Here is a 14606-nt window from a genome sequence, read left to right as displayed (position 1 = left end):
GCATAGGAGCTCCATGGCCGAGTTCACGGTCAACGCGCACCGGTTCGACCCGTACAAGAACTTCAAGTTCCTCGTCCTCTGGGACGGGCGCACCGTCGCGGGCGTCAGCAAGATCAGCCCGCTCAAGCGCACCACCGAGGTCGTCAAGCACCGTCACGGCGGTGACCCCAGCTCTCCGCGCAAGTCGCCCGGCCGCACCGAGTACGAGGCCGTCACGCTGGAGCGCGGGGTCACCCACGACCCCGAGTTCGACCGCTGGGCGAACAAGGTCTGGCAGGTCGGCGCCGGGCTCGGCTCCGAGGTCTCCCTGAGCGACTTCCGCAAGGACATCGTCATCCAGGTCCTCAACGAGGCCGGCCAGGTCGCCGTATCGCACAAGCTGTACCGGGCCTGGCCGAGCGAGTACCAGGTCGTCGGTGAGCTGGACGCCAACGCCAACGCGGTCGCCATCCAGAGCCTGAAGCTGGAGTGCGAGGGCTGGGAACGGGACTACGAGGTCCCCGAACCCGAAGAGCCCTCGTTCACCCAGCCGGCGTGAGGGACACGGGGCAGCCCGCATGGAACGCACGGGGGCCGCGGATCTTCTCGCCGCGTGGGAGGCAGGTCTCACGGCCGGGCACTTCGGCCGTGCCCTGCTCCTGCACACCGTCGCCCGGCCGACGGCCGATCCCGAGGAACTGCTGTCGGTGCCGGTCGGACGACGCGACGCGGACCTGTTCGCCCTGCGCCGGGTCCTCTTCGGGGACACGTTGGAGGTGCGCGTCGAGTGCGGCGACTGCTCGGAGGCCATGGAGTTCGACTTCGACCCCGACGAACTGACCGAGGGCGGGCGGGCCGGCCGGGGCGCCGAAGCGGCCGCGGCGAGTGATGGGGGCGCGGGCGGCGACGGTGATGGCCTGCGGGTCGAGGAGGACGGCTGGGCCGTCACCTTCCGCCTGCCGACCGCCGGTGACCTGGCGGCCGTGGCGGCCGAGCGTCCGGGCGACGCGGTGCGGGCCCGTTCCGTCCTGCTGGCCCGCTGCGCCGTGGCGGCGGAACGGGACGGAACGCCGGTCGCGGTCGGCGAACTGCCCGGCCTGCTGCCCGAGAGGGTGCAGCGCCGGATGGCCGAGGTCGCCGCGGCGGCCGATCCCTGCGCCGACGTCACCCTGAACGTCGCCTGCCCCGCCTGCGGGCACGCGACCAGAGCGGAACTGGACATCGCCTCCTACCTGTGGACCGAACTGGACGCCTGGGCCCGCGGCACCCTCCTCGACGTCCACCTGCTCGCCACCGCGTACGGCTGGAGCGAGCAGGAGATCCTGGCGTTGAGTCCCCTGCGGCGCCGCTACTACCTGGAGCTGTGCGCTGATGGCTGACTACTTCGACCGCCTGCTGGCGTGGAGCGCCCCCGGCGCGGACAGCGACGGCTCGCCGGGTGCGGTGCGGGTGCGTCCGCGCCTGCCCGGCCCCTTCGAACGGACCGAGACGCTCGGCGGCGCCCGAGGACCCACACCGCTGGACGACGGGATCACCGAGAGCGCCGGCACCTCGGCGAGCAGCGGTCCGGCCCTGCCGCCGGAGCCCGGACCACCCCGGCACACGGCTGTCCGGCACCTGCCGCCCGAGCGCCCGGCGACCACGCCTCCGAGGGGCCCGCAGCCGTCGTACGGCCGTGCCGCGCTGCCCGCGGTGCCGGTGGCCCCGCTGCTCGTGCCACCGCCCCTGCCGCCGGCCGGACCCGCACCCACCGGCGGACCCGGATCCGCCCGCGCCCGGTCCGACGCGTGGACGGCCGACCGGGCCACGGACGCCGGACGGAAGCCCGCCGCCCGTGGCCGCGACCGGGACACCGCGGCGACGCCCGGCCCGGGAACCGCCGGGCAGGCGCGCCCCGTTCCCGCGACCGCCCGTCCGGTCGGCCCGGCCGGCGGCAGGGGCGGCGGGAGCGCGGCCCGGTCGGACCGGGACGGCCGTGGAGAGGGACGCCGTCCGGAGCGGGTCGTGCACGTCTCCATCGGGCGGCTGGAGGTCACGGCCGCCGGCCGGCCCCGGAACGGCTCCGGCCGGAAGCAGGAGGCGGCACAGTCCCGGTCCGTGCGGTCCGCACCCGTCATGAGCCTGGACAGCTACCTGTCCCGGTCCGGCAGGGAGGACGAGCGGTGAGCAATCACCTGGCCATCGCGACCGCGACCCAGGCACTGTGCCTGCACATCGCGGACGCCCTGACCCCCGACCTCGAATTCGCCGTCCAGGTCGTCCCCCGCAAACCGCCGGCCGAGCCGCCCGCGGAACCGACCATCACCGTCTTCCTCTACCAGGTCACCCCCGACCCGGCGCTCCGCCATCGCGACACACCGACCCGTGGCGCCGACGGCACCCTCCTCGCCAGGCCGGCCGCCGCCCTCGACCTGCACTACCTCATCAGCCTCTACGGCGACGAGACCCTCCTGGTCGCCCAGCGGCTGCTCGGCTGCGTCGTACGACGGCTCCACGAAGCGCCGGTCCTGCCGCGCGCACGGATCGAGGAGGCCAGGACGATGCCGCACCTGGCCGGGTCGGACCTGGCCGCGTCGCCGCAGCAGGTCAGGTTCACGCCGACACCGATGGACGTCGACGACCTGTCCAAGCTGTGGTCGACGATGTTCCAGACGCCCTACGCGCTCTCCGTCGTCTACCAGGGCGCGGCGGTCTTCGTGGAGAGCGGTCAGGAACCCGTCGCCGGGAAACCGGTGCTGCGCCGCACGGTGCGCGCCGTCCCCTCCCGGGGCCCCCTCGTCGACCGGGTGCTGTCCCGGCCGGCCGGCGCGGACGAACGGACCCCGCCGGAGGACGGACCGGTGCCCAAGAACCACGAACTGGTGGTCACCGGCTCCGGGCTGCGGGCCGAACGGGTGACCGCGCGGCTGGGCACCCACGACGTCCCCGTCCCCGCCGACCGGGTCCGCGACGACCAGGTGGTGCTCGCGGTGCCCGGCGAACTGGAACCCGGCGTCTACGCCCTCCAGCTCCTGCACGGCCTCGACCTCGGGGAACCCCCGGGCCCGCACCGCGGGATCGAGTCCAACGCGCAGACGTTCGCCCGTCGGCCGGGCATCACCGGGCCGGTCGGCGTCGCGGAGCGGACCGAGGACGACGGCCTGGTCGGCGCCTGGCTCGCGCTCGGCCTCGACATGCCCGTCCGCGACGACCAGCGGGTCCTGCTGCTGCTCGACGAGGTGGCGCCACCGGCGGACCGGGCCGCCTCCAGCCACCAGTTCCGGGCCCCGTTCCCGCTGTCCGGCCGACCCGACCCGCACACGGTCCGGATCCGGGTGACGGGCGTACGGCCGGTCACCTATCTGGTGCGGATCCAGGTGGACGGAGTGCAGAGCGCCCTGGAGCGGTCCGGGGACGGGACGTTCACCGGTCCCGTGGCCGACCTCTCGGCCACGGACTGACGGAGACGGGGACGAGGGAGAGAGGAGGGACGGGACGATGACAGGCGAGGCCGGTCGGCCGGACACCGGGGACGACGCGCACGGCGTCGACCACCGGGCGCTGTCCGCCGCGGTGGCGGCGGTGCTCGCCCGCCTCGACGCCCACGCCTCGAACGGCGGCGCGTCCAGGGACGCCGGATCCGCGTCCGAAGCCGACGCGCCCTTCACGGACGGTGCGGCCGAACCCGCCGGTGCCCTCGACACGCTGTGTTCGTGCTTCGCCCTGACGCCGTTCGAGCGGGACGTCGTCGTGCTGTGCGCGGCCGTGGAGATCGACCCCTCCGCCGCCGCCCGCTGCGCGGCCGCCTGCGGTGATCCGGCCCGCGCGTATCCGACGTTCTCGCTGGCGCTGGCGGTGCTCGACGCCCCGCACTGGAGCGCGCTGGCACCGGTGAGCCCGTTGCGCCGCTGGCGGCTGATCGAACGGGAGGAGGACGCCTCGCTGACCGCCGCACGGCTGCGGATCGACGAGCGGATCCTGCACTTCCTCGTCGGCGTGCCGTACCTGGACACCCGGCTCGACGGGCTGCTCGGCCGCCGGCTCGTCGCACCCGACGCGAAGGACGGCCGCGGACAGCCGCCCCCGCCGCACGAGCGGGCCGCTCAGGCGGTGACGACGGCCTGGTCCCGGACCGCTCTGGACGGACTGCCGCACGTCGAACTGGTGGGAGCGGACCGGGCGACGCGCCGGGAGGTCGCCGCCCGGGCCGCCCAGGACTGCGGGCTCGGCCTCTACGCGGCGGCGGCCGAGGACCTGCCCACGGAACCGGCGGAACGCGACCGGCTCGCCCGGCTCTGGCAACGCGAGGCCATCCTGCTGCCGGCCGCACTGCTCGTGGAGGCCGGTGAGCGGACCGGCGCCGGGCGCACGGCCACCGCCGCGGCCGAGGCGTTCTTCGCCGAACTCGCCGTACCGCTCGTCGTGTCCAGCTCCGAACCACCGCCCGCGGACTCGGCGGCGGGCAGCCGGGAACGCGTCACCGTCGAGCCGCTCACCCCCGACGAGCAGTTACGGCTGTGGAGCGACGCGCTCGATGGCGTCCCGGAGCTGAGCCAGGGCCAACTGCGCGCCTTGGTGGCCCAGTTCTCACTGCCCGCCCACGTCATCCGTACCGCCGGGGCGTCCGTGCGGCGTGCCGTCGGGAGCGAGCCGTCCGGGGCCGGTCGGCTGGCGTGGCTGGCCGGGCTCACCGAGGCCCGGGTCGCCCTCGACGAGCTGGGCCGCCGGATCGAACCGCGCGCCGGCTGGGCGGACCTGGTGCTCGCCGAGCGGCAGCGCGAGACGCTGCGGGAGGTCGTCGCCCACGTACGGCAGCGCGGCACCGTCTACCAGGAATGGGGCTTCGAGTCGCTGCTGCGGCGCGGACTCGGGGTGACCGCCCTGTTCGCGGGCGGCTCCGGCACCGGCAAGACCCTGGCCGCCGAGGTGATGGCGGCCGAACTGGGCGTCGACCTGTTCGTCATCGACCTCTCCCAGGTCGTCAGCAAGTACATCGGCGAAACGGAGAAGAACCTCCGCCGGGTCTTCGACGCGGCCGAACGGGGCGGCGCGCTGCTGCTGTTCGACGAGGCGGACGCGCTGTTCGGCAAGCGCAGCGAGATCAAGGACAGCCACGACCGGTACGCCAACCTCGAGGTCAGCTACCTGCTGATGCGCATGGAGGCGTACCGCGGCCTCGCCGTGCTCACGACGAACATGAAGAAGGCGCTCGACCCGGCGTTCATGCGCCGCATCCGTTTCGTGGTCGACTTCCCCTTCCCCGGAGTGCACGAACGCGCCGAGATCTGGCGCCGCGTCATTCCCGAGCGGACCCCCCGGGAGGGCCTGGACGTCGACCGGCTCGCCCAGCTCACGGTCACCGGCGGCTCGATCCGCAACATCGCGCTGGCCGGAGCCTTCCTCGCCGCGGAGGAGGGCTGCCCGGTGCAGATGCGGCACATGCTGGCCGCCACCCGCACCGAGTACCTGAAGCTGGAGCGCGCCCTGACTCCGTCGGAGGTCGGCGGATGGACCTGACGCACACGGAGCGGGCGGGCCGGATCGACGTGGAGATCGGCGAGCTGGTGCTCGACGGCTTCCCCCGTGTCGACCGCGACCGGGTGGCGGAGGCGTTCCGGCGCGAGCTGACGCGGCTCGTGCGGGAGTACGGCGTGCCGGTCGCCGACGACCTCGTGAGCGACGGCCACGGCGAGGGGGACGGCGACACGGGACTCGCCCTGGACGTCGTCCGGGGTCTGCCGCCGCTGCCGTACACCGTGTCGTCGGACCGCCTGGGCATGGCGCTCGCGCGCTCGGTGCACGCGGGCCTGACCACGGGGCGCGGCCGCCGCCCGGAGCCGGGGCGCCCATGACCGGCACCCACGCCCGCGCCACCGATCCCGCCACGGCCGGGACGCAGCGCCGCCGGAACAAGTCCCGCGACCGCGGGGTCCGTACCCGTACCCCTGAACCGAAAGAGATCATCACGGCGGCGGGCCATCCGCTCGACGCCGGGGTCCGCCGCGAACTGGAGGCCCGTCTCGGTCACGACTTCAGCCAGGTCCGCGTCCACACCGACCGGGACTCCGCCGCGCTGGCCGAGCTGGTCGGCGCGGACGCGGTGACGGTCGGACGGGACATCTTCTTCGCGCCCGGTATGTTCCGCCCGGGCACGGACGACGGCCGCCGCCTCCTCGCCCACGAGCTGTTGCACACCGTCCAGTCCCCGCACCAGCCGGGCGCCCTGCGGGCGGGCCGCGACCTGGGAACGGTCAGCTCGCCGCGGGACGCCGTGGAACGGGAGGCGGAACAGGGAGCGCGCTCGGCGGAACCACGTCCCGAGGTAATCCACGGCGCCGCCCCCGGTTGGCTGCGGTACGCGACCGTCAGGGCCGATCGCTTCCGTACCGAGCACCTCGATCCCGCCACGCTGGCCGACCGGCTGACCGCCGGCATCCTGCGTTCCCTGCGCGGCGACCCCACCGATGCCGCGGGCCGGGTACGGCTGCAACTGGCCGGCTTCGCTGACGAGTTGCGCGACTCGGTCGTGAGCCGGCTGGAACGCCGACTGCCGTCCACCGACTACCTGCGGGTCCTCGAACTCGTCGAGGAGAGCGAGCGCGTTCCGCCCGCGACGGACACCGGCCGGACACCGGAGCCGGTCATGGACCCCGCCGGCCGCGATGAGCCCTCGGAGCCCGAGCGCGTGCCCGCGCAGGAGGAGCGGAAAGGGGCGGTCGAGTCCGAAGGGGACAAGTCGACAAGGGATGCCGGGGAGCCGGACAAGGAGAAGGCGGGGGAGTGGAAGGGCGAGGGGGAGAAGGGGAGCGAGGGCAAGAAGCAGGACGAGGGTGAGAAGCAGGACGAAGACGAGAAAGAAGGCGAGGGCGAGAAGGGGGAGGCCGAGCGTGCGACCGGGGAGGGGCGCCCGAAGACGGCCCCCGAGGGCGCGCAGGCCGGTGCCGTGCCCGGCGCCGCGCTCGGTGCCGTGGCACCGTCCGCGGCCACGAGCGGCGGACCGGCGGCCTCCACCGCCGGCACCCTGGTCGCCGCCCCGGAGCAGCAGCCGGTGCGGGGTTCGACACCCAGGGATCTCGACCGGCGCCGACAGGCGGAACCGGCGCCCGCACGCCCGGAGCAGGTGGACAAGCTCGGCGAGGCCGAGGACAGCCCCCTCGAACGGCACGGTCTCCTCGACGACGACAAGGCCGAGCCCCGCGAGGAGGAACAGCCGCTCGACCTCGAACCGGGCGCGGACCACGAGATCGAGACACCGAAGGACGACGAACCGGCCCCGCCTCCCGCTCCCGTGGAACCGGGCCTGAAGCCGGACGACTTCCTGCCCGTCACGGACCCGGACGTCTCCGCGGTCCCCACGGCGGACCAGCTCTCGCTCCCGGCCGGTGGGTCGCCGCCCGCCCCGCAGCAGGCGCCGAGCTTCCCGGAACCGCCGCCCACCAAGGCGGAACAGGTACGGGAGGAGCGGGAGAACGCTCCCGACGACGAGGCGCGGGAAGCGACGCCGGAACCCCCGGCGCCGGAGCGGAAAGCGGCATCGCGAGCCGAACCGTCCGCCCTCCAGCGGCAGCCGGAGCCGGAGCCGGAGACGCGGCAGGACGACCGGACCGACCGCGATCTGCGGCCGGAGAAGCCCGTCGAGCAGGAGGTCGGCCCAGAGCCCGGGACGGCGGAACCGGCTGCCGCTGCGGACCGCGGGGACAGCGGGATCGGTGAGCCCGGAGCGGACGGGGCGGACAGGGCGTCCCCGGAGGGGGCGGACAGAGGGAACGGCCCCGTGACGTCGGCCGCCGCCACCCTGACCACCGTCCCGGAGGCACCTCCGGGAGCACCCCCGGGACCCGGTGAACCGGTGCCCCTGGAACTCGGCACGACCGGTGACCGGGCCGGTGACGCGCCCGCCTCCCTGGACGCGTCCGGCGTCCAGGCACCGCGACAGGACGCCTCGTTGGAGCCGGGCGGCGGTGGCTGTGCCGGTCCGCAGCAGCCCACCACCGAGGAGAAGACCGAGAGCGCCTGCACGGCGGGCAAGGGCGGTGAGACCAGGCAGGAGGAGAAGCCCGCGCCCCCGGACGTCTCGGGCCAGGACCCGCAGAGCGCGCTCGCCACGGCCGGGACGCTGCCGCCCGACCAGATGCGGTCGACGCTGGACGGCGTGGACGGCGCCGTGGACCGCTCGGTGGACGAGCGGCACGCCCGGCTGGAGGCCGACGCCCCGACCGCGCAACGCCCCTCGGGTGCCCCGCGCACGCTGCACGGCGCGCCGGTGGAGGCGGCACCCGCCCCCCAGGTGACGGAACACGTCGAGCGCGAGGGCGCCGAGAACGGCAAGGACCAGAAGAAGGCCGAGGGCGACAGGGCCGGGGGACGCAACCCGGCCGCCGATGTCAGCCGGCCCGACGTCAGCGACGACGCGGCGAACCAGGTCACCGCCGACGACGTACGGAACATGCAGAACGCGGTCGGCGAGGTCCCGACGACCGACCCGGCCCTGAACGCCACGGTCACGGCGCCCAAGGTGGAGCTCTCCGGGGAGAGCGACCCCGCGCGGACCGACAGGCAGGCCGAGAACCTCAGGAAGACCTCGGGACGGATCCTCGCGGTCGGCCGCGAGGACACCGCCAAGCCGATGGGCGAGGACCAGATCTACCCGGACGTCCCCGCGGAGACGCTGACCGGGAACGTTCCCGCCGGGGGCGGTACCGGGCGCCGCCGGGCGGGAGGCGGCACGGTGGCCGGGGCGGATCCCGGTGTCGCCGCCGTCGCCCAGCAGGAGCGCGGCCCGCGGATCCAGGCGTCGGTCGGCCAGGCACAGGGCCGGATGGCCACCGAGCAGACGAAGCAGCAGCAGGACGAGGCCGAGGAGCGGCGCAGGAGTCAGGAGGAGCAGGACCGGGCCGTCGCGGAGAACGCCGAGGCGCAGGCCGGCGAGCGGGGGCAGGCGGCCCGGCAGGTCAGGACCGAGCGGACCCTGTGGCGGGGCGAGCAGGACAAGAAGACCGAGCAGGCCGACAGCGACGCCACGAAGGAGCACACGGACAAGAACGAGGAGATCGACACCAGGCGCACCGACACCGATCGGGACGTCGGCAAGCGGCAGGACGAGGACAACAAGAAGATCCAGGACAACAGGAAGGAGGCGGAGGAGAAGGCACGCAAGGAGAAGGAGGCCAAGAAGGAGGAGTCCTCCGGCTGGTGGGGCTGGGTCAAGTCGAAGGTGAAGGCCGCGTTCGACGCGCTGCTCAGTGTGGTCACCGGCATCTTCGACTTCTTCCGCGGGATCATCAACGGGATCATCGACAAGTTCCGTGAGTTCGCGAACTGGGCCATCGACCAGGCCAGGAAGTTCGCCGTCGAGCTGATCAAGAAGCTGGCGGACGCGCTCGTCGCGATCGGTGACGTGCTACTGGCGGCGTTCCCGGAGCTGCGGGACAGGTTCCGCAAGAAGATCGAGGAATGGCGTGACAGGGCGATCGCCAAGGTCAACGAATGGGCGGACAAGCTCAAGGCGGCGGTCGACAAGCTGCTGGACCTCCTCGCGGCCGGCCTGAACAAGCTGCTGGGCCTGCTCGAAGCCGGACTCAAGGCCGCCGTCGACATGGTGCGGAACGCGGTCGTGTCGGCGATCGAGTTCGCGCAGAAGGCGATCGCGGCACTGGGACAGTTCGCGGCGCTGGTGGCGGACATCGCGCCGGATCCGGGCGGCTGGCTGAGGAAGATGGGCGGTTCGGCCAGGGAGGGCATCCAGGTCCATCTGTGGGGCGCCGTCAAGACGGCGGTCAGGAAGTGGTTCGACGACAAGGTCGAGTCGGTGCTCGGGCTGGGCCGGATGGTCATCGATGTGCTGCTCAAGGGCTGTGTGTCGATGGCGCAGATCGGCCGGATGGCGTGGCAGGCGCTGGTGCGGTCCCTGCCGATGATCATCGTCTCGATCGTCGTCGAGAAGGTCGTCTCGCTGATCGTCCCCGCGGTGGGGGCGATCCTGACGATCGTCCAGGGGCTGATGGCGGCCTGGGGCACCATCAGCAGGATCATCGCGGGGTTCGGGAAGTTCTTCGCCTACTTGAAGGCGGTGAGGGCGGGTCCGGCGGCGTGCCTGTTCGCGGAAGCCGTGGCGGCGGGTGTGGTGGCCCTGCTGGAGTTCATCACCAACTTCCTCCTCTCCCGCCTGAAGATGGCCGCCAAGGGCGTCGGCGGCCGGCTCAAGGCGATGGCCCAGAAGATCATGGCGGGCCTGAAGAAGGCGGCGCGGGGTCCCCGCAAGGCGCTGGGCACGATGGTCAACCGAGCGAAGGACAGCCTCCGCCGCGCCCGCCAGGCACTCGCCCCCGTCCGCCGCCGACCGTCCCGCCCCGCGTCCGGCCCCCGCCGCACCCCTGGTCGCACCAAGCAGTCCCGCCGCCCGGCAGCCGAGCGTCCCACCTCCCTGGTGGGCCGAGCCCTGGACACCACTCGCAACGCGGCGAAGAACGCCCTGAGGAAGGTCCGCGAGACCACCCGCCGCCTGGGCCGGAAGCTGAAGAACAGCAAACTCGGCCGAGCCCTGACGAACAACGCGCGCAAGGTCCGCGACGCCTTCAAGAGGCAGCGGGACCGGTTGCGGGAGCGGTGGAACAAGTGGCGGGCGGAGCGGAAGCGGCGACGGGACGAGCACAAGAAGCGCGAGAACTCGCCACAGGCGAAGGAAGCGCGTCTGGCCAGGATCATTTCGCGTATACGGCCCAGGCTCGTCCGGCTGCTCCAGCGAGGTCTCACCGGAGTGGTCCTGACCGGCGTCCTGATGGGGATGCGTGTCTGGTACCGCTTGACGAGCCTGGTGGACATCGGGTCGCCCGCGTTCGACATCACGGCGCGTCTGAATCCGGAAGAGACGGTAACCGGCGGATTCCGCCTCACCGGCGAGGACATCCGCCTGCTCGTCCACGAGATCGCGCAGGAATTGCTGAAGCGGCCGGACGTGGAGAAACGGGCGCGACGTATGCGCCTGACGAACGCACGCAATCCTTCTCATCCCATCGAGAGTTCCGAGGCCGCGGATCTCCCGGCCGCGGTTCGCTATCTGCGGGAACGCGCGCAGCACCTGGACGTCGCCACTCCGGGCGGAAAGACCTACCGCGTCAACCCCGCCGCTCCGCGCACCTGGAAGGATGACGTGTACCGTGTCGGACGGGATCTGGCGCCGGTCAAGGAGATGAAGACCCCCGGCGAAACCAATGCGTTCACGAGAGGTGTCCTCGCCTATCCGCAGATCGCGCAGCGCCTCGCCGACACCGGACTCCCGGACCAGCGGATCGCCAGTATCATGCGGGCCTATGTCAGGACGGGGACATTTCCGCAGGGCGTCACCCTCGAACAGCAGGCGCTGCTGCGGAACACCATGTGGCTGATGTTCGTCCGGGAATCCGTGAGGAACCCGGCCAACCTGGGATTCGCCGCGATGACCACCGATCTCGTCCAGCGCGGCCCGAGCCGCGGCGGTATGACGTGGCGGCAGGCGTTCGCGGAGTTCGAGGACGGTGGCGCCACCGGTGGGCGCGGGCGGTTCCCGATGTCCATGCAGAACGCGGCACGGGCGACCCGCGGGGTCGAGGCCGAGGAAGCGGGGAAACCGCCTGGCCCCGTGCACAAAGGCGGCACCGCCGCGGACCGGGCGGAGCTGGTGCGTCGCGAGACCGAACTGGCGGAGGCATGGGCTCGGGCGGTCACCAAAGGTGAAGGAATAGTGGGTGCCACCAAAGACGCGGCCGTCAAGGAGGGGAGGGAGAAAATCACCGCACTGTTGATGAGGTTCTACGGTTTGCACTAGGTTTTGTGACCTGTGCCGGAAAGGGGTGATGGATGACGAACTTCGCGCGGCGGTACGTACTCAAGCCGCATGTCAGCCGTTCCGATGTCGAACTGCTCGCCTGGGATCGGGACTGGAATCTCGCTGCGATGGGAAACGAGGAGGCGGACGTATATGTCGACGTGTGGTCCACGGATGACGGCAAGAATGAGATTCACTATGTCGAGGACCGTCCCATCGGGCTGAATTACCTCACGCTGAGGGGTGAGAACCTCGAAGAGGTTGACGAGGACATCCGCGGCAACTTCGAGATCCTGGATTTCTCGGAAGCGTTGCAGACCTTGCGTGGCGCGGCTGATCGCGACAGTGAATTGAGGGCTTTCTACGCCGTTGCCCTGAACGCGACGGAAGACCGGCGTGAGCTGGTACTGCAACAGTTCCGGGCGGCGGCCCGTCATTCCGACGTCGGTATGCGTCAAGCCGTCGTCATGGCCACCGGATACCTTCCGTGGCCGGACCTGGTGGCACTGGTGGAGACCATGCGACGCGACGATCCCGATCCGCTGGTCAGGCAGAACGCCGAAATCCTGTTGGAGGGCATCCGCCGCCATGGCCAGGAATGAAGACCGGGGCTCGATGAATGGATCCGGGGAGCGATGACCCGCTACGCCGACCTTCCCAAGCCCATTCGTTCCGGGCTCGTGCTCATCGACCCCCTGCGCGGTACCCCCCAGCGCGTCATCGTGCTCCAGTTCAACCCCGACTCCCTGGAGCGGTCGCTCGCTCCGCAGGGGGCCGGGGCGGAGGGAGCCGGGGACCGGACCGAGGCGTTGCGGCTGAAGGGGCCCGCCGTCGAGACGTGGAAGTTCACCGCGGAGATCGACGCCACCGACCAGATGGAGATCGCGGCGCCCGACGGCATCCAGCCGGAACTGGCGGCGCTGGAGATGCTGGTGCATCCCCCCACCGCACAGGTGCGGCAGAACCAGGCGCTCGCTGCCCTCGGCACGCTGGAGATCACACCGGTCGAGAGCCCGCTGACCCTGTTCACCTGGGGCGGCAAACGCGTCCTGCCCGTCCGGCTGACCGAACTCACCGTCACCGAGGAGGCGTTCGACGTGCAGCTGAACCCCTTACGGGCCACCGTCGGCATCGGCCTGCGGGTGCTCAACGTCAACGACCTGCCGACCGGTCACCGGGGAGCCGAGCTGTACCTGGCCCACCTCGCGCAGAAGGAACAACTGGCCGGCCGGCTCGCACCGGGGCGCACCACCGCCCTGGGACTCGGCAACGGAGGAGCGTTCTGATGGCCGACACCGGCGGTACCGCCGACCCCCTCGCCGCCGTACCCACCGCCACCACCACCTACCCCCGCACCAGCCGCTACCACGACACCCCCGTCGCCGTGCACACCGGGCCCGACGGGCGCGAGATCCCCTACCTGCGCCGCAGGCTGCTGCCCGACCCGGCCGGCCTCAGCGGCATCGCCGAGCACACCGTCAGCGCCGGTGACCGGCTCGACCTCCTCGCCCACCGCTACCTGGGCAGCGCCGACCAGTGGTGGCAGATCGCCGACGCCAACCCGGTCCTCGACCCCGGGGACCTGACCCGCACGCCCGGCCGGCGGATCCGCGTCGCCTTCCCCGCCGGCGTCCCGGGCGTCGTCGGAGACGGAGGCGCGCATGGCTGACGTCACCACCGGACCCATCCACCTCACCCTGCTCATGGGACCCCGGATCCCGGTCCCCGTCCCCGCGCCCGTCACCGACGCCCTGCTCTCCGCCCAGGTCACCGTGGCCTCGGGACAACGCAGCGGGTTCCAGCTCGCGTTCGACCTGTCGAAGGCCGGACTCATCAACACCACCCTGCTGCCCGCCGGGTTCTTCGACCCCAAGGTCCGCGTCGTCCTCGCCGCGACCGTCCAGGGCACCGTGACCGTCCTGATGGACGGGGTGCTGATCCGCCAGGAGGTCGGCGTCAGCAACCAGCCCGGCCAGTCCACCCTCACCGTCACCGGCGAGGACCTGACCGTCCTGATGGACCTGGAGGAACGGGCGGCGGTGCCCTACCCCGCGATGGGACCGGCCGCCCGCGTCGCCGCGATCATCTCCCAGTACGCGCAGTACGGGATCACCCCGCTCGTCATCCCCGAACTGGTGCCGCAGACCCCGATGCCGACCCGGCGCATCGACTTCCAGAAGGGCACCGACCTCGCCTACGTCACCGACCTGGCGAAGGCGAACGGCTACGTCTTCTACCTCGACCCCGGCCCCCTGCCCGGCATGAGCCGCGCCTACTGGGGGCCCGAGGTGCGGCTCGGCGTCCCGCAGCACGCGCTCAACGTCAACATGGACGCGCTCTCCAACGTCGACCAGCTGACCTTCGCCTTCGACGGCACGGCCCGCGAGGAACCCGAGGCGCGCGTCCAGATCCCGGCCACCCGCGTCTCCGCGGTCCTGCCCGTCCCCGAGGTGAGCGTGCTGCGTCCGCCGCTGGCCCTCAAGCCCGCGCCCGCCCTGAAGAAGAAGGTCATCGCCGACACCGCCAAGAAGGACCCCGGCCAGGTCGTCGCGGAGACCCTCGCCAAAGCCGCGGAGTCGGCGGACGCGGTCACCGGATCCGGACAGCTCGACGTCGTCCGCTACGGCCATGTGCTGCGGCCCCGCGAACTCGTCGGCGTCCGCGGAGCGGGCCTCACGTACGACGGCCTGTACTTCGTCAAGAGCGTCACCCACAACCTCCAGCGCGGCGCCTACACCCAGAACTTCACCCTCGCCCGCGAAGGCCTGATCCCGCTCACCCCCGCCGTCGTCCCCTGAACCCCGGCCCGTGACCCGACCGTCCGACCCGCACGACCGTCCAGGAG

General features: G+C 72.4%; 11 protein-coding genes. All 11 read left to right on the top strand.

Going from position 1 to position 14606, the window contains the following annotated elements; all coding sequences use genetic code 11:
- The first annotated feature begins 13 nt into the window (after nt 1-13).
- Genes ACICHK_RS01085 through ACICHK_RS01035 form a run of 11 tightly spaced genes read left to right on the top strand, consistent with a single transcriptional unit; the run spans nt 14 to nt 14559 of the window.
- Complete coding sequence (locus tag ACICHK_RS01085) at nt 14-538, top strand: phage tail protein (RefSeq protein ID WP_151467602.1); 525 nt, start codon at nt 14-16, stop codon at nt 536-538.
- Between the two features lie 19 nt (nt 539-557).
- Nucleotides 558-1358 carry a hypothetical protein gene (locus tag ACICHK_RS01080; protein WP_406835067.1) on the top strand — a complete coding sequence of 267 codons (801 nt, stop codon included), beginning with the start codon at nt 558-560 and terminating at the stop codon, nt 1356-1358.
- Nucleotides 1351-2145, top strand: a complete 795-nt coding sequence (locus ACICHK_RS01075) for a hypothetical protein (RefSeq protein ID WP_406835065.1) — start codon at nt 1351-1353, stop codon at nt 2143-2145. The genes ACICHK_RS01080 and ACICHK_RS01075 overlap by 8 nt, the downstream gene beginning before the upstream one ends.
- Entirely contained in the window at nt 2142-3419 is a 1278-nt protein-coding gene (locus ACICHK_RS01070; RefSeq protein ID WP_406835063.1) for a DUF4255 domain-containing protein, read from the top strand. The genes ACICHK_RS01075 and ACICHK_RS01070 overlap by 4 nt, the downstream gene beginning before the upstream one ends.
- Before the next feature lie 37 nt (nt 3420-3456).
- Nucleotides 3457-5475, top strand: a complete 2019-nt coding sequence (locus ACICHK_RS01065; protein ID WP_406835061.1) for an ATP-binding protein — start codon at nt 3457-3459, stop codon at nt 5473-5475.
- Nucleotides 5466-5810, top strand: a complete 345-nt coding sequence (locus tag ACICHK_RS01060) for a hypothetical protein (protein WP_406835060.1) — start codon at nt 5466-5468, stop codon at nt 5808-5810. Before ACICHK_RS01065 ends, ACICHK_RS01060 begins: the two co-directional genes overlap by 10 nt.
- A complete protein-coding gene (locus tag ACICHK_RS01055) occupies nt 5807-11761 on the top strand; it encodes a DUF4157 domain-containing protein (RefSeq protein ID WP_406835059.1) in 5955 nt (1984 codons plus the stop codon). Before ACICHK_RS01060 ends, ACICHK_RS01055 begins: the two co-directional genes overlap by 4 nt.
- Before the next feature lie 32 nt (nt 11762-11793).
- The gene (locus ACICHK_RS01050; RefSeq protein ID WP_406835057.1) at nt 11794-12363 is read left to right on the top strand and encodes a HEAT repeat domain-containing protein; all 570 of its coding nucleotides are present in this window, start codon (nt 11794-11796) and stop codon (nt 12361-12363) included.
- Between the two features lie 33 nt (nt 12364-12396).
- Nucleotides 12397-13047 carry a hypothetical protein gene (locus ACICHK_RS01045; protein WP_406835056.1) on the top strand — a complete coding sequence of 217 codons (651 nt, stop codon included), beginning with the start codon at nt 12397-12399 and terminating at the stop codon, nt 13045-13047.
- On the top strand, nt 13047-13430 hold the full coding sequence (locus tag ACICHK_RS01040; protein ID WP_406835055.1) for a LysM peptidoglycan-binding domain-containing protein: 384 nt from the start codon (nt 13047-13049) through the stop codon (nt 13428-13430). The genes ACICHK_RS01045 and ACICHK_RS01040 overlap by 1 nt, the downstream gene beginning before the upstream one ends.
- Nucleotides 13423-14559 carry a hypothetical protein gene (locus ACICHK_RS01035; protein ID WP_406835054.1) on the top strand — a complete coding sequence of 379 codons (1137 nt, stop codon included), beginning with the start codon at nt 13423-13425 and terminating at the stop codon, nt 14557-14559. The genes ACICHK_RS01040 and ACICHK_RS01035 overlap by 8 nt, the downstream gene beginning before the upstream one ends.
- Nucleotides 14560-14606 lie beyond the last annotated feature (47 nt).

This window comes from Streptomyces sp. AHU1, assembly GCF_045343905.1.
GTDB classification, from domain to species: Bacteria; Actinomycetota; Actinomycetes; order Streptomycetales; family Streptomycetaceae; genus Streptomyces; species Streptomyces triticiradicis.
Note: the sequence above shows the minus strand (reverse complement) of the source record. Positions and strands in the feature narration are given on the sequence as shown.